Source organism: Enemella evansiae, from assembly GCF_004362375.1.
GTDB classification, from domain to species: Bacteria; Actinomycetota; Actinomycetes; order Propionibacteriales; family Propionibacteriaceae; genus Enemella; species Enemella evansiae.
In genome coordinates this window covers 1-23,120 of record NZ_SNXA01000012.1, presented here as the reverse complement: position 1 = coordinate 23,120, position 23,120 = coordinate 1, and the positions used below count along the sequence as shown (strand labels likewise).

The 23,120-nt window shown below is 69.6% G+C and carries 20 protein-coding genes, 3 tRNA genes and 1 pseudogene; 9 read left to right on the top strand and 15 right to left on the bottom strand.

Annotation, left to right across the window (positions count from 1 at the left end; genetic code table 11):
* The first annotated feature begins 36 nt into the window (after nucleotides 1-36).
* Complete coding sequence (locus C8D81_RS16295) at nucleotides 37-1,641, top strand: serine/threonine-protein kinase (RefSeq protein WP_094430969.1); 1,605 nt, start codon at nucleotides 37-39, stop codon at nucleotides 1,639-1,641.
* 200 nt (nucleotides 1,642-1,841) lie between these two features.
* Here C8D81_RS16295 and C8D81_RS16290 read toward each other — a convergent pair whose 3' ends face one another.
* The 4 genes from C8D81_RS16290 to C8D81_RS16275 all read right to left on the bottom strand — a co-directional run bounded on the left by C8D81_RS16290 (nucleotide 1,842) and on the right by C8D81_RS16275 (nucleotide 9,162).
* The gene (locus C8D81_RS16290) at nucleotides 1,842-4,040 is read right to left on the bottom strand and encodes a transglutaminase family protein (protein WP_094430967.1); all 2,199 of its coding nucleotides are present in this window, start codon (nucleotides 4,038-4,040) and stop codon (nucleotides 1,842-1,844) included.
* Nucleotides 4,037-5,479, bottom strand: a complete 1,443-nt coding sequence (locus tag C8D81_RS16285; RefSeq protein WP_094430964.1) for a DUF58 domain-containing protein — start codon at nucleotides 5,477-5,479, stop codon at nucleotides 4,037-4,039. Before C8D81_RS16285 ends, C8D81_RS16290 begins: the two co-directional genes overlap by 4 nt.
* Before the next feature lie 3 nt (nucleotides 5,480-5,482).
* A complete protein-coding gene (locus C8D81_RS16280; RefSeq protein WP_229117851.1) occupies nucleotides 5,483-6,472 on the bottom strand; it encodes an AAA family ATPase in 990 nt (329 codons plus the stop codon).
* Between the two features lie 89 nt (nucleotides 6,473-6,561).
* A complete protein-coding gene (locus C8D81_RS16275; protein WP_094430961.1) occupies nucleotides 6,562-9,162 on the bottom strand; it encodes a hypothetical protein in 2,601 nt (866 codons plus the stop codon).
* Nucleotides 9,163-9,342: 180 nt separating this feature from the next.
* Here C8D81_RS16275 and C8D81_RS16270 point away from each other — a divergent pair, with 180 nt between their 5' ends.
* Entirely contained in the window at nucleotides 9,343-9,939 is a 597-nt protein-coding gene (locus tag C8D81_RS16270) for a putative glycolipid-binding domain-containing protein (protein ID WP_094430959.1), read from the top strand.
* A 72-nt stretch (nucleotides 9,940-10,011) separates the two neighbouring features.
* Here the strand turns inward: C8D81_RS16270 and C8D81_RS16265 are convergent, their stop codons facing one another.
* Complete coding sequence (locus C8D81_RS16265) at nucleotides 10,012-10,812, bottom strand: hypothetical protein (RefSeq protein WP_094404073.1); 801 nt, start codon at nucleotides 10,810-10,812, stop codon at nucleotides 10,012-10,014.
* Between the two features lie 167 nt (nucleotides 10,813-10,979).
* Here C8D81_RS16265 and C8D81_RS16260 point away from each other — a divergent pair, with 167 nt between their 5' ends.
* Nucleotides 10,980-12,470 carry a long-chain-fatty-acid--CoA ligase gene (locus C8D81_RS16260; protein ID WP_133626417.1) on the top strand — a complete coding sequence of 497 codons (1,491 nt, stop codon included), beginning with the start codon at nucleotides 10,980-10,982 and terminating at the stop codon, nucleotides 12,468-12,470.
* Nucleotides 12,471-12,821: 351 nt separating this feature from the next.
* Here C8D81_RS16260 and treZ read toward each other — a convergent pair whose 3' ends face one another.
* The 8 genes from treZ to C8D81_RS16220 all read right to left on the bottom strand — a co-directional run bounded on the left by treZ (nucleotide 12,822) and on the right by C8D81_RS16220 (nucleotide 17,242).
* Nucleotides 12,822-14,615 (bottom strand): malto-oligosyltrehalose trehalohydrolase, encoded by a 1,794-nt coding sequence (treZ, locus tag C8D81_RS16255; protein ID WP_094430955.1) that lies wholly within the window; start codon nucleotides 14,613-14,615, stop codon nucleotides 12,822-12,824.
* A gap of 23 nt (nucleotides 14,616-14,638) precedes the next feature.
* Nucleotides 14,639-15,733, bottom strand: coding sequence for a UDP-N-acetylmuramate dehydrogenase (locus C8D81_RS16250; RefSeq protein WP_094430953.1), 1,095 nt, complete (start codon nucleotides 15,731-15,733; stop codon nucleotides 14,639-14,641).
* On the bottom strand, nucleotides 15,726-16,109 hold the full coding sequence (locus C8D81_RS16245) for a MaoC family dehydratase (protein WP_094430950.1): 384 nt from the start codon (nucleotides 16,107-16,109) through the stop codon (nucleotides 15,726-15,728). The genes C8D81_RS16250 and C8D81_RS16245 overlap by 8 nt, the downstream gene beginning before the upstream one ends.
* Nucleotides 16,102-16,542: an FAS1-like dehydratase domain-containing protein gene (locus C8D81_RS16240; RefSeq protein ID WP_094405536.1), complete on the bottom strand. Its 441-nt coding sequence runs from the start codon at nucleotides 16,540-16,542 to the stop codon at nucleotides 16,102-16,104. The genes C8D81_RS16245 and C8D81_RS16240 overlap by 8 nt, the downstream gene beginning before the upstream one ends.
* Nucleotides 16,543-16,605: 63 nt before the next feature.
* Nucleotides 16,606-16,773, bottom strand: a complete 168-nt coding sequence (gene rpmG / locus C8D81_RS16235; RefSeq protein ID WP_026927683.1) for a 50S ribosomal protein L33 — start codon at nucleotides 16,771-16,773, stop codon at nucleotides 16,606-16,608.
* Nucleotides 16,774-16,829: 56 nt separating this feature from the next.
* Nucleotides 16,830-16,906, bottom strand: a tRNA-Met gene (locus C8D81_RS16230).
* Nucleotides 16,907-16,953: 47 nt separating this feature from the next.
* A tRNA-Thr gene (locus tag C8D81_RS16225) sits at nucleotides 16,954-17,026 on the bottom strand.
* A 131-nt stretch (nucleotides 17,027-17,157) separates the two neighbouring features.
* Nucleotides 17,158-17,242 (bottom strand) — tRNA-Tyr (locus C8D81_RS16220).
* Nucleotides 17,243-17,353: 111 nt separating this feature from the next.
* Here C8D81_RS16220 and C8D81_RS16215 point away from each other — a divergent pair.
* On the top strand, nucleotides 17,354-17,845 hold the full coding sequence (locus C8D81_RS16215) for a YajQ family cyclic di-GMP-binding protein (protein ID WP_094430949.1): 492 nt from the start codon (nucleotides 17,354-17,356) through the stop codon (nucleotides 17,843-17,845).
* 26 nt (nucleotides 17,846-17,871) lie between these two features.
* Here C8D81_RS16215 and C8D81_RS16210 read toward each other — a convergent pair whose 3' ends face one another.
* A complete protein-coding gene (locus C8D81_RS16210) occupies nucleotides 17,872-18,423 on the bottom strand; it encodes a CGNR zinc finger domain-containing protein (RefSeq protein WP_229237977.1) in 552 nt (183 codons plus the stop codon).
* Between C8D81_RS16210 and C8D81_RS16205 the strand changes: the two genes are divergently transcribed.
* The 4 genes and pseudogenes from C8D81_RS16205 (at nucleotide 18,422) to C8D81_RS16190 (ending at nucleotide 20,961) form a co-directional block, all read left to right on the top strand.
* Nucleotides 18,422-19,090, top strand: coding sequence for a LysE family translocator (locus C8D81_RS16205; RefSeq protein ID WP_208109351.1), 669 nt, complete (start codon nucleotides 18,422-18,424; stop codon nucleotides 19,088-19,090). The two genes, C8D81_RS16210 and C8D81_RS16205, sit on opposite strands and share 2 nt — an antisense overlap.
* A gap of 6 nt (nucleotides 19,091-19,096) precedes the next feature.
* Nucleotides 19,097-20,082, top strand: a pseudogene (locus C8D81_RS16200) (IS481 family transposase).
* 199 nt (nucleotides 20,083-20,281) lie between these two features.
* Nucleotides 20,282-20,491, top strand: coding sequence for a hypothetical protein (locus C8D81_RS16195; protein WP_094430945.1), 210 nt, complete (start codon nucleotides 20,282-20,284; stop codon nucleotides 20,489-20,491).
* On the top strand, nucleotides 20,488-20,961 hold the full coding sequence (locus C8D81_RS16190; protein ID WP_208109350.1) for a DUF3237 domain-containing protein: 474 nt from the start codon (nucleotides 20,488-20,490) through the stop codon (nucleotides 20,959-20,961). The genes C8D81_RS16195 and C8D81_RS16190 overlap by 4 nt, the downstream gene beginning before the upstream one ends.
* Nucleotides 20,962-20,980: 19 nt before the next feature.
* Here the strand turns inward: C8D81_RS16190 and ald are convergent, their stop codons facing one another.
* Nucleotides 20,981-22,096 carry an alanine dehydrogenase gene (gene ald / locus C8D81_RS16185; protein WP_094404063.1) on the bottom strand — a complete coding sequence of 372 codons (1,116 nt, stop codon included), beginning with the start codon at nucleotides 22,094-22,096 and terminating at the stop codon, nucleotides 20,981-20,983.
* Between the two features lie 75 nt (nucleotides 22,097-22,171).
* Between ald and C8D81_RS16180 the strand changes: the two genes are divergently transcribed.
* Nucleotides 22,172-22,993 (top strand): exodeoxyribonuclease III, encoded by an 822-nt coding sequence (locus tag C8D81_RS16180; protein ID WP_094430943.1) that lies wholly within the window; start codon nucleotides 22,172-22,174, stop codon nucleotides 22,991-22,993.
* Nucleotides 22,994-23,120: the final 127 nt, after the last annotated feature.

The window sequence follows — 23,120 nt, the reverse complement described above, 5'->3', positions numbered from 1 at the left end:
GGGTGGCAGACCTGAACCGCGACCAGAAGGGGCGGCGTGAGCGGTACTTGGGGCTCCGCACCCGGTCAGGTGACGCCTCCGGAGACACTGGAGGGGTTCTCGGGCTGGCAGGAGATCGGCCGTGGCGGCGACGCCACGGTCTATCGTGCCGTCCAGGACGCCCTCGACCGGGACGTGGCGATCAAGGTGCTGATGGTCGACGACGAGGAGTCGATCCGCCGGTTCACCCGCGAGGTCCAGCTGATGGTCTCCCTGGGCCGGCAGCATCCGAACATCGCCAAGGTGCTGCAGATCGGCACCTCCAGCCGCGGCCGCCCGTGCATCGTGATGGACTACTACGAGCTCGGTTCGCTGGATCAGCGGCTGGCATCGTACGGGCAGTTGTCCGCCGACGAGGTTGTCAATGTGGGCACCGTGGTCGCCGACGCGCTCTCCTTCGCGCACGCCAAGGGCGTACTGCACCGCGACGTGAAACCGCAGAACGTGCTGATCCTGCCGACCAGCTACGTGCTCTCCGACTTCGGCATCGCCCGGTTGATCGACTCGGCGCACACCTCCAGCTCGGACCGGTTCTCCTATCGGCACGCCTCCCCGCAGGTGCTGGACGGCTATCCGCCCTCGGAGGCCGACGACATCTTCTCCCTCGGCGCGACGCTGTTCCACCTGCTGGACGGCAAACCGCCGTTCACCCGCACCGACGGCGAGCCCGATTCGGCGCTCGCCTACATCAAGCGGGTACGCCTGGAGGAGCCGCGGCCGCTGCGTCGGCCGGACCTGCCGCCGATGCTGCACAAGATCATCGAGAAGACGCTGCGCAAGAACCCCTACGAGCGCTTCGCCTCGGCCGCCGATCTGCGCGACGCGCTCACCCAGGTGCGCACCGAGACCCGCAGCTGGTCGACCGGTGATCCGGTGCCGCGGCCGAGTACGCCGCCGGCGGATGTCACCGCACCCAAGCCGGAGCCGCCGATGGCGGCGCCCGGGTGGGGTGGCACCCCGGGGCAGGCGATCAACCCCGACGACCTGACCTCACTGCGGTTCCGGCAACAGGATCCGAGCCTCGGCATGCCGCCGCCGATGGGACCGGGTGGCGCCCCGCCGCCGATCTCGGCGTACAGCCCCGCCTCCGGCTACACCCCGGCGGTGCCGTCGGCCCACTCCCCCGCCTCCGCGGTCGAACCGGAGAAGCCCGGTCGCAAGGTGCCGCTGCTGGCGATCACCCTCGGCGGCGTTGCGATCGGTGTCCTGCTGGTGGTGGTGCTGTCCATGCTGAACCGTCCCCAGCAGGCCCAGGAGGCGACCACCCCGCCCCCGGCCGCCACCCAGCCGCCCGCGACCACCCCGCCGCCCCCGGCGAGCGTCAGCGATCCGAACCTCGAGCCCAAGGACCTGAAGGTGACGATCGAGGGCAACCGCGCCACCGCCACCTGGAACAGGTCGGTCGACACTCCCACGTCCTGGGGCTGGAACGTCGGCGAGAGCGAGAAGGCCATGGAGGGCGGGGCGGTCCGGGACACCCTGACCCCGAACCGCCGCACCGTCGGCGCCGACATCGACCCGAACTGGAAGCAGGTCTGCTTCACGGTCATCGGGATCAAGGACAACCGCTACGGCGCCGTCTTCTACTGCACACCCCGCTGACACTCATCGAGTGCACGCTCATCGAGTGCACGCTCATCGAGTAGCTGACCATGCGGAGCGCAGCGGAGCAATGGTCAGCGTGTCGAGATGAGCCCCATGCCTCCGGGGCAGCGCACCGAAATTTGCGGCTCGATTCCCGATTGGCGCCCAGATCGGCCGATTCCGCGATCGAGCCGCAAATTCCGCAGGCCCATCCTCGCTCAGGTCCTCTCGACACGCTCGCTGCGCGAGCTGCTCGAGGACCGTGCGGGGTTCGAGGACCGTGGCGTACGCCGTGGCGGTTTCGCGGCCTTCTGCTTCGGCTTCAACCAGACGGCCGGGCTGAAGGACCAGACGAGGCGCTGCCAGCCGCTCGCCTGACCGCGCAGGGCGCGGTCGGCGGCGCGGGCGGTGTCCCAGACCGCCGGGGCGTCCACCGCGGCGGGGGCGAACGAAGCGGTCTCGGCCGCGCGGGCCACGGTCTCGGCCTCGGGTACGCCGGTCGCGGCGGCCACCGACACCGCGGCCCGATTCGGTTCCGGTGGTCGCCCGGAGAGCCGCAGCGAATCCCGCAGCAGGCGCCAGGCACCGAGCGCACCGGCCTGCTGCTGGCGGTTGCGGCGTACCCGGCGGGCGACGGTCAGCCCACCGACGCCGAGCAAACCCAACCCCAGCGCACCGGCCGGGATCCACCACCACTGCAGATCGTCGGCGCCCAGCAGCGGAGCCGGCGGGACGGCCGGGGTCGGTACCGGGGTGGGCCGCGGCGGCGGCGGGCGCTGCTGCCGGTTCGCGGTCGGCGGCTGGACCGAGCTGAGGTCGGGTGTCGGGTTGAACGGCACCCAGCCGAAGCCGGCGAAATAGACCTCCGGCCAGGCCGCGGCGTCGCGGCCGCGGACCACGTTCACATTCGGATCGGTCGCCAGCGGCGAGCCCTGCCCGAAGCCGACCACCACCCGCGTCGGGATGCCGAGCGAGCGGGTCAGGATCGCGAAGGAGGCCGCGAACTGCTCCGAGGTGCCCAGCCGGCCGCCCTTGTCCTCGTTGTCGAAGAGGAAACTGCGCAACCGCGGCAGCGACGAACCGCCGGGCGCGGTGGCGACGAACTTGCGGTCGGCCTTCACGGTCCGCTCGATGGCCTGCACCTGGTCGAGATAGGTGGCCGAGTTCTTGGTGACCTCCTTGGCGTACGCCGCGAACTCGCCGGGCGTGTTCGGCGGCAGCGCGGTGTAGCGCTCCGCCTGGCCGATGTCGGCGGCGGCCAGCTCCGCGAGCCGGGGCGCGTCCACACTGCCGGTCACGGTGTAGGAGACGACCCCGCCGTTGGGCACCTGTGGGCTGATCAGCGCTCCGGTGTCGGGATCGAGGCGGGCGCCGGGGATGGTGACCTCGGTCGGTACGCCGGGGGCCGGCACCCAGCGGGTGATCGGCTTCCAGGTGACGGTGGTGGTCAGCTCCTTCTGGAAGCGGCCCGGCGGCAGCAGCGGGGCCCGGGTGTCACCGATGTCGGCGTACTTGCTGATGCTGTTGAAGGTGACGCCGTCATAGTCGGGATAGACGGCCAGGTGCAGCGGATAGGTGTCGCCGCTGCGGCGCAGGATCTCCTCTTCCTGGCGCTCGGCCCAGGCACCGAGCATCGGCAGCACATTCGGCTCGGAGACCGCTTCCTCGGGCCGGCTGACCAGATCCCGGGGCTGGAACGGCGTACCCAGCGGCACCCAGCCGACCGCCAGCGCGACCGCGCCGAGCACGATCGCGAGCCCGGTGCCCGGCGGCGGCCCGGACCGGCGCCGGGTGACCCACCCGCTCCAGGACGCCAGAATGACCGCGACCAGCGCCATGCTGATCCAGCCGGTGCGGTCCGACCCGCCGCCGCTGAGCAGGTCACCGGAGATCAGCAGCACCAGGCCGGCGGCCAGCGGCGCCAGGAAGAACCGGCGCAGCGGCAGCGCCCCGCCGAGCAGGCAGCCGGCGACCCAGGCGATCACCAGTCCCGGCGCCAGCAGCGGAAGGGTGAGCTGCGCCGGGTAGGGCGAGGTGAGCAGGGTCGGGAAGCTGTCGGCCACCCCGGCCAGCGCGCTCTTGCCGGCCTGCCGCCCGACGGCGATCAGCAGCAGCACCGGGACCAGCGCCAGCACCAGCAGCCGGAGGGCGAAGGCGACCCGCATCCGCCCCAGGGCGTACGCCGCAGCGCCGCCGACCAGCCCGGCCAGGATCAGCAGCGGCCAGGCCGCCATCCCGGCCCAGGCGGCGCGCAAGGAGGCGGTACCGATGATCAGTACCAGCACCGACACGACGAGCCGCAGCCACATCGGGTCGCCCGCGCTGCGATCGACCGGCCGCCGGGCCGGGGTCGCGACCCCGGCGGAAGCCTGCGCGTTGGCGGTGCGGGAGGATTCGGGCATCGTGGGCGCGCTCATCCGATGATCCGATCCCAGAGCCGGGCCAGGTCGATCGAACGGGGGCCGCGCAGCACCTGCACCGCACCCGCGCCGGAGGCGGTGGCGATCGGGTCGCCGCCGCCGTGGTCGACCAGCAGCACCACCCCGGTGGCGCCGCGGGCGGCGATCGCGGACAGCACGTCGGCGCGGGCCTCGGCGCCGCTGACCACGGCCACCGAGTCCAGTGCCCGGGCCGGCAACCGCATCCCGCGGGCCGGATGGTTCGGGTCGTCCTCGCCCGCCTGCACCTCGGCCAGGGCGGCGTACATCCGCTGCACGTCCACCTCGGCGGCGCCGATCCGTTCGCTGACCTGCACATCGACCGCGCCGGAGGTGGTCACCAGGTGCACCGGGTGGTTGTGCGAGACCGCGGCCCGGCAGAGCGCGAAGGCCACCTCGACGGCGTCCTCGAAGTCGGTGTCGGTGCGGCCGTGGTCGGAGTAGTGCTGGGCGGCGTCGTCGAGCACCACCGTCAGGTGCGGGGTGGACGGGTCGGCGTCGTCGCGGACCATCAGCAGCCCGGTACGCGCCGAGGTGGCCCAGTGCAGCCGGCGCAGATCGTCGCCGGGGACGTATTCGTGCAGGCCGACCAGGTCGGTCCCACCGTGTTCCACCGACTCGTCGGCACCGACCGCGGAGCGCCGACGGCCGCGGGCCATCTCGCGGACCGGGATGCTGCGCGGGAGCACCCGGACGTGGTCGACCTGGCCGATCGGGCGGGCGGTCATCGCCAGCCCGAAGAGCCCGATCCGGTGCACGGTCAGCGGACCGACCTCGAGCAGCCCGCGACGCAGCGTCGGTACCCGGTAGTCGACCTCACTGGCGTCCAGATCGACCGACACCTGCTGGGTGAGGTTGCGGGTCACGGTGGCCGGCACGTTCAGCGGGGTGATGTTGTCGCTGAGGGTGGTCCGGGCCAGCCCGGGGCGGCGACCGGTGACGGCGAGCACGGCGGTGCAGTCACCGTGCCGCTCGACCACCGGCGGGGTGAGCTCGCGGCGTACCTTCAACCGATAGGGCCAGACGACCGCGATCACATCGAGCAGCAGCGCCAGCAGCAGGGCTGCGGCCACCCCGAACAGCGTCGCGTACCGCCACCACAGGCCGAGACCGAGCAGCAGCAGCGCGACCGGCAGCAGCACCAGCCCGCGGGTGCTGAGCAGCCACCAGCCGCGGCGGATCTCACCACTCTCCCCGATCCGCCGCGGATCCCGGTCGCGGTCGCCCCGGGTGCGGGGCGGCGGGACGGCGGAGGCGGAGGTGGCGGCGCCGGTGATGGGTACGCCCGCCGAGGCAGGGGCGCTCGCCGACGCGGGAGCGGTCGCCGAGGCGGGAGCGGTCGCCGGGGCCGGGGCGCTCGCCGAGGCGGGCGCACCGGTCCGGTCGGGCCGCAGGCTCGTGACGTCGGGGTCGGACACCGGTCAGCGACCTTCGGGCTGGGGCACCTCGACGCGGGAGATCAGGTCGGCGATCACCGACTCGCCGCTGTCGCCGGCCAGGTCGGCCTCGCGGGTCAGGATCACCCGGTGCGCGAGCACCGGGCCGGCCAGGAACTGGACATCGGTGGGGATGACGAAGTTGCGGCCCTGTGCGGCGGCGTACACCTGGCAGCAGCGGACCAGCGCCCGCAACCCGCGGGTGGAGGCGCCCAGCCGCAACCGGCGGTCGCCCCGCGCCGTCTCGCCGAGCCGGCGTACATAGGCCAGGATCGGGTCGGCGATGTGGATCGCGGTCAGCGTCTGCGAGATCCGGGCGACGTCGGTCGGGGTGGTGACGGGTTCGATCGAGTCGGTACGCCCGGCGCGGGAGCCGGGCCGCAGGATGTTCATCTCCTGCGCGGCCGCCGGGTAGCCGATCGCGATCCGGATCAGGAAACGGTCCAGCTGGGCCTCCGGCAGCCGGTAGGTGCCGTCCAGGTCGATCGGGTTCTGGGTGGCGACGACCAGCATCGGATCCGGCACCTTGTGGGTGACGCCGTCGACGGTGACCGTGCGCTCCTCCATCACCTCGAGCAGCGCGGACTGGGTCTTGGCGGCGGCCCGGTTGATCTCATCGGCGAGCAGCACGTTGGTGAACACCGGCCCGGGACGGAACCGGACCTCCCCGTCGCCGGGATTGAACACCGAGGTGCCGGTGACATCGGCGGGCAGCAGGTCGGGGGTGAACTGGACCCGGCGGGAGTCGCCGCCGAGCGCGCGGGCCAACGCCCGCGCCAGGGTGGTCTTGCCGGTGCCGGGCACGTCCTCCAGCAGCACGTGTCCGTTCGCGAACATCGCGACCAGCACCAGGTCGATCACCTCGCGCTTGCCGTGCAGCACCGATTCCACGGCGTCGCCGAGGTGGCGGTGCAGCCCACGGAAGTCGCCGATCACCTGGTCCGGTACCGGCTGGTTGAGCTGGTCTGTCGTCACCGGGGTTTCCCTCCGCCGCTCGCCTGGCGCACCCACCGCGGGCACGACGGGCACACGTTAGCCAGCCGGGGGCGCAATTCGGAAATGTCCTACTTGGCCCAGACCTGGGTCACCGAGGACTGACCGGCCGCGTTGACCGCCCTGACGCCGACCTTGACGGTCCGACCCTTCGAATCGGGACCGCAACCGACGGTGGCGGAGGTGCTCGTGGTGCTCACCTCACCGACGTCGTTGCAGTAGGCGATGTACTTGGTGGCACCGGCCACCTTGTTCCACCGCACGTTCGCCCCGGTCCCGGTGTGGGTACCGCTCACGCCGGTCGGCGCGGCCGGCGGCTTGCTGGCCGGCTTGGTGGTGGTCCTGGGCGGCGTCGTCTTCTTCGTGGTGGTGGTCGAGGTGGAACCCCCGACCGTCACGGTCGTGCTGGCCGACTTGGAGGTCGATCCGCTGGTGGCGGTCACGGTCACGTTGTGCCTGCCCGATGTGAGCCCCGTCAGGGTCGCCGAGGTGCTGGAGGCGCTGACCACCTTCGCCTTGGTGCCCACGACCACGCGCACGCTCTGACCGGTCGCCTTGAACTTGACCGTCACACTCGTCCCGCTCGCGGACGCGCTCACATTGCTCACGCTGGCCGCGGCCGATGACGGCTTCGGCGAGGTGGTCTTGGTCGCGGTCGTCGTGATGACCTTGCCCGTCAGCCGCGGCCCCGGGGTCGTCGTCTTCGGTTTCGGCGAAGACTTCGGCAGCGGAGTGGCCGACCGACGGGTCGGCGGCCGGGTGGTCGTCGGGGCCTTCGTGGTGGTCGGCGCCTTGGTGGTCGTGGGCGCCTTCGTCGTCGTCGGCGCCTTGGTGGTCGTGGACGGCGGCCTGGTCGTCGTGGGCGGCGCGGTGGTGCTCGGTGCCGGGCCACTGGCCGATGCGGTCGGTACGCCGGAAGCGCTCGGGTTGGGGCCGCGGCTGCCCGGGCCGTCGGTGGGACCATCCGTCGGACCACCGGTGGGGCCGTCGGTCGGGCCACCCGGCCCGGTCGGCGCACCGCCCGGGACGCTCGGGATCGGCAGCGGGCCGCCGGTCGGGAGATCGGTCGGCGCCGGCACCGGCAGGCCGCCGTCATCGGTCGGGACCGGCGCCGGCACCGGGTCGTCCCCGTTGTCCTGGGCGCCCTTGTCGTTGCCGTCCTCGTTGCCACCGCCAGCGTTGTCGCTGTCGTCGTTGCCGGTACCGGGATTGCTGCCGCTGCCGCCACCGTCGTTGTCGTTGGTCGGGTCGTCCTGCAGCGGGCCGTCGTTGTTGCTGTTGTCGCCGCGACCCCGGCCGTTGTTGCCCCGGTCCTGGTTGATCTGGTCCTCACCGGGCACGGTGATGCTGGCATCGGTGGCGGTGTCCTCGCCGCGCGAGCCGCTGCCGCGTACCACCTCGTCGCGGTTGTCGAACTGATCCGGGGAGGTGTTCACCGAACCGCCGGCACCGCTGCCCTGACCGGGCTCACCCTGCATGTCCTGTTGGGCGTTCTCGCGGGCAACCAAGGCCCCCGAACCCTCGCTGGGCTCCTGCACATCGAGCGACTGGGCGCCACCGCGGGCGCGCCGGTCGAAGCGCTGATCGGCGCCGCTGCGGTCGATCTCGATGCCCTCCTCGGCACCGTTCACGTTCAGCATCAGCCGACCCTCGTCGGTGACCGGCTGGGCGTCCTCCTTGCCCGGGGTCATGATCTCCTTGCCGGCCGAGGCGCCGTCGCGGGTCAACCGGATGACCTTCTGCTGGCCCTGGCAGACCACATAGATCACGTCGTTGAACGCCGCCGGGTCGATCGGGCGGTCACAGCCCATCCCGATGGTGGAATACTGGGCCAGCCGTCCGCGGTCCAGCACGACCACCGAACCCTGCTCGGGCAGGGTCGCCGGGACCAGGTCGGCGGGGCCGACCACACCGGTCGGGTCCGCGCCGATCAGCCGGTTCTCCTGCAGTTCGATGTCCTGGCCGGTACCGGCCTGGGCGATCACCCCGGACCGCGAGTCGAACATCGTGATGCCCTTGGGGTGCGGGCTGAGCACCGCACCGGCATTGATCGGTTCCTTCAGCTTGCGGCCGGCGGACTTCACGAAACCGTTCTCGTTGTCCTGCCAGCGCAGCCCGATCAGCTGGCCGTCGCTGGTGGCGGCCCAGATGGTGCCGTCCTCGTCGGCGATCGCGCCGATCAGCTCACCACCCTCGAACTGGTACGCGGTGCCGACATCGGTGGCCTTGACCGGGTCGATCCGGGTGATGGTGCCGCGATCGGAGTCCGCCACGGCCATCACGCCCCTGGCCATCACGACCTTGGCCTTGTCACCGCTGGTACGCCGGCCGGCGCCCGGGTTCGCCATGTCGACGGTGACGACCTCACCGGTACGCCCGTTGCGCAGCACCACGCCGCCGTTGGCCTGGGCGACCTGGATCGGATCACCGGCCCGGCCGACCTGGTAGGACTTCTCCACCCGCTTGGTCGAGGGGTTGTACTGCAGCACCTCACCGGTGGCGGGGTCGGCCAGCCAGGTGACGCCGTCGGTGACCCCGATGGCGGTGGAGGCGACGCCGGTACCGAGCATCACACCGACGATGCCGAGGGTGATGGCGGAGACCGCCGAGGCGTTGGCGATGGTGCGCCCGCGCGGCACGTTCGCCGCCTTGCGGAAGAGTCCAGGACCCACGGTGTTCCCCTCGTCGCACCTGAGATGGTCAGCCGATCGGGACCCGGTTCACTACCACCTGGTTTCCCCAATCGGGGACCATCTTCGCTGATCGATGGGTCAGTCGCCAACCCGCAATCTCACCGCCACGCCGTCCCCGGCGCCGGAAGTTTCCTCTTTTCCGCCCCGTAACCTCATCCCATGCGCCGCCGCATCATCTGGCAGGGCGAGGACGATCCGACCCGCCTCGACACCGCCACCGTCGACATCATCGGCACGACCCTGACCGCCCACGGCACCCAACGCAGCGACGGGCACGCGCTGGCCTGGTCGCTGGAATGCGACGACCGCTGGGTCACCCGGCGGATGCGCGTCACCGCGTACGGTCCGCGTTGGCGACGGGTCCTCGATCTCACCCACGACGGCGCCGGCCACTGGGCGAGCAGCACGCTCGTCGAGGGCGGGCCCGACGACCCGGAGGGCGTGGCCCTCCGCGACCTCGACGGTGACGTGGAGTACGCCGACGCGCTCGACTGCGACCTCGGACTCTGCCCGCTGACCAATGTGATGCCTATCCGCCGCCTCGGTCTGCTCGGCGGCGAGGTACCCGAGCAGACCCTGACGATGGCCTGGATCGAGGTGCCCTCACTGCGGGTGATCCCGTCGGTGCAGCGCTACGCGTCGGCCGGCCCGGGCCGGGTCCGTTACGAGAGCGAGCGCCGCGACTTCCGCAGCGAACTGACCGTCGACGACCAGGGCATCGTCATCGACTACCCGCAGCTCGCCCGCCGTGTGTAATTCTGGGCGGCTCGCGCCCGGGCGCCCAATCCCCGCTCTTGCCGACGCTCGCCACCTGTTGGCGGCTCGCGCTCAATCCTTCTTGCGGGCGTTGGCGTACACCTCGGCCAGATCCTCGGCGGTCACCAGGCGTACCTCGGCGGCGCGGCGGCCGATGGCGAAGCGCACGTTCTGGACCCGCTTGGTGCCGCCGCCGGCGAACGGGTCGTCGCGGGGGCCGAAGGCGATCCGGGAGATGATCCGGATGGCGTCGTCGACCCGCTGCGGTCGGTCGAGGTTCCAGGCGTACCCGTGCCAGCCGAGCACCCGCTCGTAGATCTCCCGGTTCGACGGCGGCCGCGGATAGGAGTCGTCGCCGACCAGCCACGGCTCGGCCAGTGCCAGCGCGACGAACCATTCCTTGGTGCCCTTGCCCAGGTTGGGCGCCGGCGCGGTCATGTCGACGTCGTCCTCGGCCTGCGGGGTGTAGTTCGAGGTGTTCTGCGCCGCGCCGACGTTGACCTCGAGGGTCAGGTCGTCGAACTGGTTGGCCTGCAGCCCCTGCCGGCCGCGGAGCACGGTGACGCTGTTCTCACCCTCGTCGAGCAGCGCGGTCATTCCCTTGACCAGGGTGACCCGCCGCGCGCCACCCGGCGCTTCGAAGAGACTGGCGAGCTGGGCCTCGGTGCTGCCGTGCCAGCGCAGGCGGACGATGTCGTCACCGACCACCAGTTCGCCCAGGATCCGCGAGGTGTGCGGGGTCGACTCGGGCAGCGCCAGGGTGGTCACCTGCAACGTGTTCTCGCCGTCGTCCTCGGGCAGGTTGGCATGCGGAGCACGCCCGAACACCAGTGATTCCTGCGAACCGAGCACCACCGCGGGCATGCCGGCCATTCGCAATTCGACTCGAAGCACTCCGATTCCCTTCGCCGGGCACGAGGCCGTGCCGATCGACCCAACCGGGGTCACGCTAGCGGCACGCCGGGGTCAGCCTTGCAAACCCCCCGCAAACAACTTGTGAATCGCTGCGCCGGCGCGGTACCCACCGGTAGAGTCCCGACATGCCGAACATCGCAACCTGGCTCAAAGACCGCGCCGCAAGCGATCCCGACCGTCCCGCCGTCAAGCAGGGCGACACCGTCCTCACCTACGCCGCCCTCGACGACGCCAGTTCCCGGGCCGCCGCCCGGCTGGCCGAGATGGGGATCGGCCCCGGTGACCATGTGGCGCTGACCATGCCCAATGTCGCCTACTTCCCGGTCGTCTACTACGGCATCCTGCGCCTGGGCGCGGTGGTGGTGCCGATGAACCCGCTGCTCAAGGGTCGCGAGGTGGCGTACACCTGGACCGATGCGGACGCGAAGGCCGCGGTGGTCTTCGCGATGTTCGCCGAGGCGGCCCAGGAGGCGGCGTCGGAGACGGGTACGCCGGTCTGGGTGGTCACCCCGGGTGAGTTCGAGAAGGAGCTGGGCGGGCTGGAGCCGCGCAGCGAGGTGGTGGACCGGGACGGCTCGGACACCGCGATCATCTTCTACACCTCCGGCACCACCGGCCGGCCCAAGGGTGCCGAGCTGAGCCACGACAACATCCTCACCAATGTGCGGACCACCGTGGAGACGCTGTTCGACATCGGCACCGAGGACGTGATCTTCGGCGGGCTGCCGCTGTTCCACTCCTTCGGCCAGACCTGTTCGATGAACGCCGGTGTCGCCGGCGGCGCCTGCCTGGATCTGCTGCCCCGCTTCGACGGGGCCGAGGCGCTGCGGATGATCGCCGAGGACAGGGTGACGCTGTTCATGGGCGTACCGACGATGTACATGGGGCCGCTCGCCGCCGCCGGCAAGGGCGGGGACCACGACACCTCGACACTGCGACTCGGCGCCTCAGGTGGCGCCTCGCTGCCGGTCGAGGTGCTCAACGGGGTGCAGCAGGCGCTGAACTTCAAGCTGCTCGAGGGTTACGGCCTCTCGGAGACCTCGCCGGTGGCTACCTTCAACCACCCCGACCGGCCGGCCAAGCCCGGTTCGATCGGTACGCCGATCCGCGGCCTCGAGGTGAAGCTGGTGAACGCCGACGGCAACGAGGTGCACGAGACCGACACCGTCGGCGAGATCTGGATCCGCGGCGAGAACGTGATGAAGGGCTACTGGGGCAAGCCGGAGGAGACCGCCGAGGCGATCGATGCCGATGGCTGGTTCCGTACCGGTGACCTGGCGACCCGCGACGACGAGGGCTACTACTTCATCGTCGACCGCAAGAAGGACATGATCATCCGCAACGCCTTCAACGTCTATCCCCGCGAGATCGAGGAGGTGCTCTACACCCACCCGGCGGTCGCCGAGGCCGCGGTGATCGGCATCCCCGACGAGCAGGTCGGCGAGGAGATCGCCGCCGTGGTCACCCTCAAGGAGGGCGCGGAGGCGACCGAGCAGGAGCTGATCGATTTCGCGAAGGGCCAGCTGGCGGCGTACAAGTATCCGCGGAAGCTGAAGTTCGGCACCCTCCCCAAGGGCCCGACCGGAAAGATCCTCAAGCGCGAGATCGACTTCTGATCCACCCCACACGCTCATAGCTCGCCCGGCGCAGCGAAGCGGAGCCGGGCGAGCGTGTCGAGATGAGCGGTACATCTCGACACGGCTGAGCGAGCGACGAAGGAGCCCACACGCTGGCTGAGCGAGCGACGAAGGAGCGAGTCGAAGCCACGGATCCCTTCGTCTTCGCTCGTTCCTCGCTCGCTCGTTCCCCACTCTGCGGCTCAACTCCCACTCTGCGGACCGCATGCGAGCCGCGAAGTGAGAGTTAGGCCGCGAAGTCAGAGCGGCCACGATCAGGCCCGGCCGCCGCACAGCCCCTCGGTACATCTCGACACGGCAACCGTGCTCCGCTTCGCTCCGCTCGGCTGCCTACTCGATGAGCGTCGAAGGCCCAGCCGCCAGCAGGACGATCGACCACGCGCCCAGGCGTACCCCGTCCTCGCCCACCTCGACCTCGCCGCTGCTGAACAGCGTCTCGGCGGCACCGGCCAACGGGACCGAGGCCGGCTCCGCGCCGAAGTTGACCGCGATCGTCAGCCGGTCGCCGCGGGTCATCCGCAGCCAGCCCGCGGCGTCGTCGAAGGCGACCGCGGTCGAGGCGAATCGCGGGTCGCTCAGTTCGGGATGGGTACGCCGCAGCCGGATCAGGTCGCGGTAGGCGGCGTACAACTCCGCGTGCTGGCCCTCGGCCACCTCGGACCAGTCGAGCATGCTGTCGGTGAAGGTGCTCTCCGCCTGCGGGTCGGGTACCTCGACATTGCCCCATTCCATCTTGGCGAACTCGGCGCGCCGGCCCTTGCTGACCGCCTCGCCGAGCTCCGGTTCGGGGTGCGAGGTGAAGAACGCCCACGGCGTGGACGCCCCCCATTCCTCACCCATGAAGATCATCGGGGTGAACGGGCCGAGCAGCACCAGCGCCGCGGCGATCGTCAGCTGGTCGGTGGTCAGCCGGGTGGCGAGCCGGCTGCCGTCGGGGCGGTTGCCGATCTGGTCGTGGTTGTCGGAGCAGACCACGAACCGCCAGGTCGGGGTCTGCGCCAGATCGACCGGGCGACCGTGCCGGCGGCCGCGGAAGGTGGACATCGTGCCGTCGTGGAAGAAGCCCTGCTCCAGCACCTTGGCGAGCGAACCCAGCCCGGCGAAATCGGCATAGTAACCGGAGACGTCACCGGTCAGGTTGGCGAGCAGCGCATGGTGGAAGTCATCGCTCCACTGCCCGGTCAGCCCATAGCCACCGGCCTCCCGCGGGGTGATCAGCCGCGGATCGTTCAGATCGGATTCGGCGATCAGCGACAGCGGCCGGCCGACGAAGGCGCTCAGCGCATCCACCTCGACCGCCATCTCCTCGAGCAGGTGCGTGGCCCGCTCGTCACCGAGGGCGTGCACCGCGTCCAGCCGCAACCCGTCGACGTGCATCTCCCCCAGCCACAGCAGCGCGTTCTCGATGATGTAGCGGCGGACCTGGTCGGAGTCCTCCCCGTCCAGGTTGATCGCCGCACCCCACGGGTTGTTCACCCCCTCCTTGAGGTAGGGGCCGAACTGCGGCAGGTAGTTCCCGCTCGGGCCGAGGTGGTTGTAGACGACGTCCTGGATCACCCCGAGCCCGCGCTGGTGGCAGGCGTCGACGAACCGCTGGTACGCCGCGGGGCCCCCGTAGGTGTGGTGCACCGCGTACCAGTCGACGCCGTCGTAGCCCCAGCCGTGCTCGCCGTTGAACTCGTTCACCGGCATCAGCTCGACGAAGTCGATGCCCAGCTCGACCAGGTGGTCGAGGCGTTCGATGGCGCTGTCGAGGGTACCGCCCTCGCCAGCCGGGCCGGGGGTGAACGTGCCGAGATGCAGTTCGTAGATCACTCCCCCGGCGAGCTGCCGCCCGGTCCAGGCGTGGTCACCCCATTCGTGGTCGGTCAGGTCGAAGGTGCGGGAGGGGCCGTGAGCGCCCTCGGGTTGCCAGCGGCTGCGCGGGTCGGGCAGCGGGGTCGGGTTGTCATCGATCAGGTACGCGTAGTCGTGCCCGGTCTCGAATGCGCTCTCCGGCAACCGGTCGGCGGGCTGCCACCAGCCGTCCGCACCGCGGGTCATCGGGTGGTCGGTGCCGTCGAGCCGCAGTCGCAGTCGTTCGGCGCGGGGTGCCCAGACCTGGTAGCTGACGGGGCGGGTCATCGAGTTCCTGCTCCTCTCGGTCGTCACAGCGTGCAGCCGACGAGCACCGGCTCGTTGACCAGGCGTACGCCGAAGCGTTCCTCGACGCCGACGCGGATGGTGCGAGCCAGTTCGAGCACGTCGGCGGCGCGGGCCCGGCCGCGGTTGGTGAGCGCCAGGGTGTGCTTGCTGGAGAGCTGTGCGGCACCGGTGCCGACGTCGGCGCCGAAGCCCTTGGTGAAGCCGGCGTGGTCGATCAGCCAGGCGGCCGAGGTCTTCACCAGGCCCTCCCCCGCCGGATAGCGGGGCGCGTCGTCGGGCAGCGCGGCCGCCTGCTCGAGGGTCAGGATCGGGTTGGTGAAGAACGAGCCGGCGCTCCAGGTGTCGTGGTCGCCCGGTTCGAGGACCATGCCCTTGCCGCGGCGCAGCGCGAGCACAGCCTCCCGGGCGTCGGTGGCCGGTACCCGCTGGCCCGGCTCGACCCCGAGCCGACGCGCCAGTTCGGCGTACCGGATCGGCGCCGAGAGGTCGCCCAGCTCGAATTGGAACGCCACCGAGAGCACCACCCAGCGGTCGGGTTCGGCCTTGAAACGCGAATGACGGTAGGAAAAATCGCAGTCGGCGTTGCTGAACGTGCGCACCTGGCCGGTGGTCCGGTCGAGGGTGCGGACCCGGGCGATGGTCTGCGAGACCTCCTGGCCGTAGGCCCCCACGTTCTGGATCGGGGTGGCGCCGACCAGCCCGGGGATGCCGGACAGGCATTCGATGCCGACCCAGCCCTCGGTGACCGCGCGGGCGACGAGGTCGTCCCAGACCTCGCCGGCGGCGACGGTCACGAACGCACCCGCGCAGGCCGAGGAGTCGACCTCGATGCCGCGGGTGGCGATCCGGATCACGGTGCCGGCGAAACCCTCGTCGGCGACGACCAGGTTGGAACCGCCGCCGACCAGCAGCACCGGTTCGCCGCGCTCGTCGGCGTCGCGGACCCCGGCGATCAGCTCGGCCTCGGTGGTCGCGGTGACCAGGGTGCGTGCGGGACCGCCGACGCGCAGCGTGGTCAACTCGGCGAGGGTGCTTCCCTCGTTCCCCGAGTAGGCCGCCTGCGGCCGTGTCGAGGGGATCTGCGGGGCCTCAGCCACGGCGTACCTCCGCGCGGCCCTTGCCGACGGTCTGGTCGCCGCAGCTGGCGGTCACGGTCACGGTGTCGGTCTCCTCGCCCTCGCTGAGCGTGCCGGTGAAGACCACCTCGGTGCCGTCGTCGTCATCGGGCACCGGTACCGGCTTGGAGAACCGGAACTGGCAGGACGCGATCCGAACCGGGTCGCCGCACCAGTCGGTGACCACCCGCATCGCCAGGCCCATGGTGAGCATGCCGTGCGCGATCACCGAGTCGAGCCCCAGCGCGTGGGCATGGTGGTCGGAGTAGTGGATCGGGTTGAGGTCACCGGACGCCCCGGCGTACCGGACGAGTTGCTGGCGGGTCAGGCGTACCCGCAACTCCGGAAGCTCACTCATCGGCGTCCTCCCGATCGGAGAGCGCCTCCGGCGCGGGCCGGGTGTGGAAGAGGCTGGCGGTGACGGTGCCGAGGTGTTCGCCCTGCGTGCTGTCCAGGCTGGATTCGACGGTGATCATGTCGACCTGGCCGCGCACCCGGACGCCCGCGATGGTGGTCGTCGCGACGACCTCGTCGCCGGCGCGCAGCGGGCGGCGGTAGCTGAACTTCTGCTCGGTGTGCATGGTGCGGCGCAGGCTGAGCCCGAGTTCGGCGTCGTCGAAGAGGGCCTGCCAGCCGGCGAGCAGTACGCCGAAGGTGGGCGGGGCCTGGTCGGGGTGGGCTGCGACGTCCTCTCCCAGTGCGGCCGCGAACTCGGCGATCTTGCCGGCGGTCACCTGGTAGGGGGCCGAGGGCGGATAGCTCCGGCCCACGTGCTCGCTGGAGATCGGCATGGGATTCAACCTAACGCAAGGACGCCGCCCACCCGAGGGTGGACGGCGTCTTCGCAGCGTGGATCAGCGGGTCTCGCGATGCGCGGTGTGCGAGTGGCACTTCGGGCAGAACTTCTTCAGCTCAAGACGATCCGGATCGTTGCGCCGGTTCTTCTTGGTGATGTAGTTGCGCTCCTTGCACTCGGTGCAGGCCAAGGTGATCTTGGGCCGCACGTCAGAGCTCTTGGCCATTGTTCTGTCCTCGTCGGTCGTCTGTGCTGGTGGGACTGTGCCGGGACGGCACGGGGTGGTAGCGAGAGCGGGATTCGAACCCGCGACCTCACGATTATGAGTCGTGCGCTCTCACCAACTGAGCTACCTCGCCATGGGCCCCGACACCCCCTCGATCGTACGGGGATCCCGGAAACTCAGAGCCCCCAAGCAGAATCGAACTGCTGACCTTCTCCTTACCATGGAGACGCTCTGCCTACTGAGCTATAGGGGCCTGGCGCATCGCTGCACCGAGGGAAAAAGATACAGCGCTCGGCGCGGCCGGGGCAAATCGCATTCTCGGCGTACGCCATCAGCGGTCGCCGAGAACGCAGAAGGGGCGCCCGGCGTACCGGACACCCCTGGTGGTGGCAGGTGTTGGATTCGAACCAACGTAGGCGAAGCCGACGGTTTTACAGACCGCTCCCTTTGGCCGCTCGGGCAACCTGCCAAGGCCCCCACTACCGCAGCGGCCGGAGAGCAACGATAGCAACGCCGCGCGCCGGTGGGAAATCGGTTCCGGCCCGCTCCGGCCCGGTCGGCGACGGCTAGGGTGAGCGGCATGGCATCTGAGAGTTCCTTCGACGTCGTCAGCAAGGTGGACCGACAGGAGGTCGACAACGCCCTCGGGCAGGCGGCCAAGGAGATCCGGCAGCGCTTCGACTTCAAGAACACCGACTCCTCGATCGAGTGGTCCGGTGAGGACATCGCGATGGAGTCCTCCACCGAGGAGAAGGTCAAGGCGATCTGGGACGTCTTCCAGTCCAAGCTGGTCAAGCGCGGCATCTCGCTGAAGGCGGTCAAGGCCAGCGACCCGCGGGTGTCGGGGAAGAGGTGGAAGATGACCGCCTCCACCGCCGAGGGCATCTCGACCGAGAACGCGAAGAAGATCGCCAAGCTGATCCGCGACGAGGGCCCCAAGGGTGTGAAGACCCAGATCCAGGGCGAGGAGCTGCGGGTCTCCAGCAAGAAGCGCGACGATCTGCAGGAGGTGCAGCGGATGATCCGCGAGGCCGACTACGACTTCGCCGTCCAGTTCGACAACTACCGCTAGCTGTAATGACCGGACAGGTTGATTGATCAGGCTTGCCGGTTCCTTGCGCGATGGCGTCGGACGGCTTCTCTGCTTGCGCATCGTGGAGAGCAATAGCGCTGCGTCCCGTTGCGTGAGATGTCGACGATCACGTTCAGGCAGGGGATTGACGTGCAGCGCCCAAGGCGAGTGATGCCGCGCGTCGTCAGGTGTAGCGCGGTCCCGACGGCGATCACTGATTGGAGCACCACTGGCAGGTCGTCGTCGGTGTCGCGGTAGTGCAGATGCCAGCCCTCTCCGTTGTGGTCAGTCAGACGCGGGTATGCCGCGACGGCCGCCATCTGGTCGTTCAGTAAGGCGGCCCGGTCATCGGCACACTCGGCGTCGACTACGCGCAGCCACCGGTCCACGACCACTTTGCAGCGGGAGTGATCGCCCGGCTGCTCGGGGAAGGGCATGGTCATGCCGTGGTCACGCGTGCGGGCGACGACCCCTGAACGATCCTGCGGCCAGTCATTGGCGAGAGATTGTGCGAGGAGGACCGCATACTCGCCGTAAGGGTTGAGTTGCATAAGGCCATTACAGCATGGTTGCTTCATGGTAACTCTCCTGACGACGTTTCCCGTCTCGACCCAAGCGGCCTTCGGGATGGCTGCCGCCGCAATGGCAATGGTGCTCACTCCAGGGCCGAACATGATGTACCTAGCCTCGCGCAGCATCGGGCAAGGCCGCCGTGCGGGCCTGGTGTCCTTGGCCGGGACGGGAGTGGGTTTCGTGATCTACATGCTGGCGGCCAACTTCGGCCTCGCGATCGTGTTCGTTGCCGTGCCGTGGCTGTTCATCGGGCTCAAGGCGGCTGGCGTCGCGTACTTGGCGTGGCTGGCCTGGCAAGCGCTGCGCCCGGGCGGTGCCGGTGTCTTCGAGGTGCGCGAGCTGCCTGGTGACAGCGACTGGCGGTTGTTCCGGATGGGCTTGGTCACCAACTTGCTCAACCCGAAGGTCGCGATCATGTACCTGACGCTCATCCCACAGTTCATCGACCCGAGCCGTGGGAGCCAGGTCGTGCAGGGCATCACTTTGGGCCTGCTGCAGATCGGTGTCAGCATGGCGGTCAACGCACTTATTGTGATTGGTGCTGGCTCGATCGCCAGATTCATCGAAGGCCGCCCTGGCTGGATTGTTTGGCAGCGGAGGGCCACCGGAGCCCTGCTCGGGGCCGTGGCGATCCTGCTTGCTCGTGAAGTTCCCGCACGAGCTCAGAGCTGAGCTGCCATGTCTCACGCGAACGCAGCTTTGACTCCCCGCCACCGATTGAAAGTTGCTCGCCTCGTCATCGAGGATGGGTTCCCGATCAGCGAAGTAGCCGCCCGATTCCAAGTCTCCTGGCCCACCGTGAAGCGCTGGGTCGACCGCTACCGCAATGGCGAGCCCATGCACGACAGGTCGTCGCGCCCGAGATTCTCACCCAGCAAGACCAACAGAGCGATCACGAAGCGGTGCGTGAGCCTTCGAATGCGACTACGAGAGGGACCGGTCCAGCTCGCGTCGCGGCTGCACATCGCGCCGTCCACCGTGCATCGCATTCTCACCTCCGCACGCCTGAACCGCCTCGATTACGTCGACCGCGCCACGGGCGAGCCGATCCGGCGATACGAACATCCTCACCCGGGCTCGCTCGTCCACGTGGACGTGAAGAAGCTCGGGAACATCCCACACGGAGGGGGCTGGCGGTTTGTGGGCCGCCGTCAGGGTGAGAGGAACCGTTCCGCCACCCCGAACAAGCCGAAGAGCAAGTGGCACAATCCGAAGCTCGGCTACGCGTTCGTACACACCCTCATCGAGACCACTCACGCGTCGCCTATACCGAGATCCACGACGACGAGACCGCCGTGACCGCGGTCGGGGTCCTCCATCGCGCGGTCGAATGGTTCGCTGAACGCGGCGTCACGATCGAACGCGTCCTCTCGGACAACGGTGGTGCCTACCGGTCCCACCTGTGGCGCGACACCTGCGAAGCCCTCGCCATCACACCGAAGCGCACCAGGCCCTACCGCCCGCAGACCAACGGTAAGGTCGAGAGGTTTCACCGCACCATGGCCGACGGCTGGGCCTACGCCCGCTGCTACTTCAACGAGCAAGAACGCCGCGACGCGCTCGAAGACTGGCTCCACCACTACAACCAGCACCGCCCTCACACCGCATGCGGCGGCCAGCCACCATTCTCACGATTGACCAACGTCCCCGGTCAGTACAGCTAGCCGCGCTCCCTGAGCGAGGAGCGCAGCTGACCCCGCTCCCTGAGCGAGGAGCGCAGCGACGAGTCGAAGGGACCCGGGGTCGCACCGCGAAAGTCCCGGATCCAGCACGCGTACCGCCCCGCGGTGCGCTGACCCGCGTTCCTTCGTCGCCGCCGAGGCACGCGCGCTGGCTTCTGGACTTTGCACCTAGGCTGATCCCATGTCGAGCATCCGCTGGTCCTTCGCCGCCCTGGGCTGTTTCGTGATCGCCCTGCTGGCGGTGCTGGCCGCGAACGTGCCGCCCGGGCGGAATGCGCCGACGCTGTGTTTCATCATCGCCGGGGTGGCCGCGCTGATCGGGGTCTTCTTCCGGATCCGGGCCCTCAAAGAACTGCGCCAGGCGTACCGGGAGCGCGGTCAGCAGCAGTGATCTCTTCGGCGCCTCCTCCCCCAGAACTCGACTACCTGGCCACCATCGAGGTGCTGGTCGCCGAACCGGTCGAGGTCGGGCAGACGCGCGCGGGCCGCCGCCGGGTGATCCCCATCGAGGGCGGCACCGTGACTGGTCCTCGGCTGCGCGGCCGCGTCCTGCGCGGCGGTGCCGATTTCCAACTGATCAGTTCCGCGACCACCTCGGAGCTCGACGCGCGATACGTGCTGGAGGCCGACGACGGTGAGCGACTGTTCGTCACCAACACCGCGTACCGCACCGGCACCGCCGCCGACATCGAGGCGCTGGCCGCCGGTGAGCGGGTGCCCCCGGAACGGATCTATTTCCGGTGCGTACCCCGCTTCGAGGTCGCCGGTGAGAAATGGCGTTGGCTGGAGCACACCGTCGTCATCGGTTCCGGTCGGCGCGACCCGGACCGGGTGATCATCGACCTCTGGCACGTCCGCTAGGCAGCGCGGATCGGGCAGTTCAGGAGAGCACCTGCTCCAGGTCGGTGTACGGCAGGTCGAAGGCCTCGGCGACACCGGCATAGGTGACCTCGCCGGCGTACACGTTGAGGCCCTTGCCCAGGGCGGGGTCGGCCTGTAGCGCCTCCCGCCAGCCGAGATCGGCGATCTTCACCGCATAGGGCAGGGTCGCGTTGGTGAGCGCGTGGGTCGAGGTGTGCGGGACCGCGCCCGGCATGTTCGCCACGCAGTAGAAGGTGCTGTTGTGCACCTTGTAGGTCGGGTCGGCGTGCGTGGTGGGATGCGAGTCCTCGAAGCAACCGCCCTGGTCGACGGCGATGTCGACCAACACCGAGCCGGGCTTCATCCGCGAGACCAGCTCATTGCTGACCAGCTTCGGCGCCTTGGCACCGGGAATCAGCACCGAGCCGATCACCAGGTCGGCCTCGACCACGTGCTCGTCGATGGCGTACGCCGAGGAGGCCAGCTGGTGGATCCGGTTCTGGTAACGCCAGAAGATCATCCGCAGCTTCTCCAGATTGGTGTCCAGGATGGTCACATCCGCCCCCATGCCGAGCGCGATGTTGGCCGCATTCTGGCCGGCGACCCCGGCACCGAGCACGACCACCTTCGCGTTGGCGACACCACCGACACCGCCCATCAGCACCCCGGAGCCGCCCTCGGGCTTCATCAGCGAATGCGCCCCGACCTGCGGCGCCAGGCAGCCGGCGACCTCGGACATCGGATAGAGCAGCGGCAGCAGTCCCGAGGACAATTGCACCGTCTCGTAGGCGATCGCGGTCGTCTCCGATTCGATCAGCCGCTCGGTCAACGGCCGGTCGGCGGCCAGATGCAGATAGGTGAACAGCACCAGATCCTTGCGCAGCCGGTGGTATTCCTCGGCGACCGGTTCCTTGACCTTGAGCACCAGCTCGGCGCTCCCCCACACCTCGTCGGCGTCATCGATGAGCTCCGCGCCCTGGGCGGCGTACTCCTCATCGGTGATCGACGACCCGACGCCGGCACCGGATTGGATCAGCACCTGATGGCCATGGCTGATGAGTTCGTGCACCCCGACCGGGGTGATCCCGACCCGGTATTCGTTGTTCTTGACCTCGGTCGGTACACCGATACGCATCCTGCCCCCTCGCCATTGACGTTGCCTGTTCAGCGACAGTAACCGAGTCGGTCCGGCTGGCTAGGATCGGGGGTCATGCGCATCGCCACCTTCAACGTCAACGGCATCCGTGCCGCGCACCGTCGGGGTTTCCGGAACTGGTTGGCCGAGGCGGATGCGGACGTGGTCGCGCTGCAGGAGGTACGCGCGCCGGCCGAGCTGGTGCCGGCCGAGGCGATCGACGGCTACCACTGGGCGTACGAGCAGGGCACGCTGCCCGGTCGGAACGGGGTGGCGATCATGTCGCGGGCCGAGCCGTCGGCGGTACGCCGGGGCTTCGGCAATCGTGAGTTCGACACCGAGGGTCGCTATCTGGAGGTCGACCTGCCCGGGCTGACGGTCGCCTCGCTCTATCTGCCCAAGGGCGGAACCCTCTTCGAGGATGAGAAATCGGCGACGCGGTTCCACCGCAAACAGCGCTTCCTGAAGTCGTTCGCACGGCATCTGACCCGGTCCCGGCGGCAGGCGGCGAACGCGGGCCGCGAGTTCCTGGTGATGGGTGATTTCAACATCGCGCACACCGAGCTGGACCTGAAGAACTACAAGACCAACAAGAAGTCCGAGGGCTTCCTGCCCGAGGAGCGGGACTGGTTCGGCTCGGTGCTGTCACCGCGCACCCTGGTCGATGTGGTCCGCGGGCTGCATCCCGAGGTGCCCGGTCCCTATTCCTGGTGGAGCTGGCGTGGCCAGTCCTGGACCAACGACGCCGGTTGGCGGATCGACTATCACCTGGCCTCCCCCGGTCTCGCCGCACGCGCGGTCTCCGGTGGCACGATGCGCGCGGATTCCTATGAGGCAAGGATTTCCGATCACGCCCCGGTCCTGGTCGAGTACGCCGACCCCACGCTCATCGAGTAGCGAGCCATGCGGAGCCCGCGGAGCAATGGCTCGCGACGGTCCTATAGATCGTCAAGTGGTCATGAGGTCGGTTTTGAGGTTTCGGTAGATGGTGCGGGCGAGGTGGCGTTTGAGGCATCGGATGGTT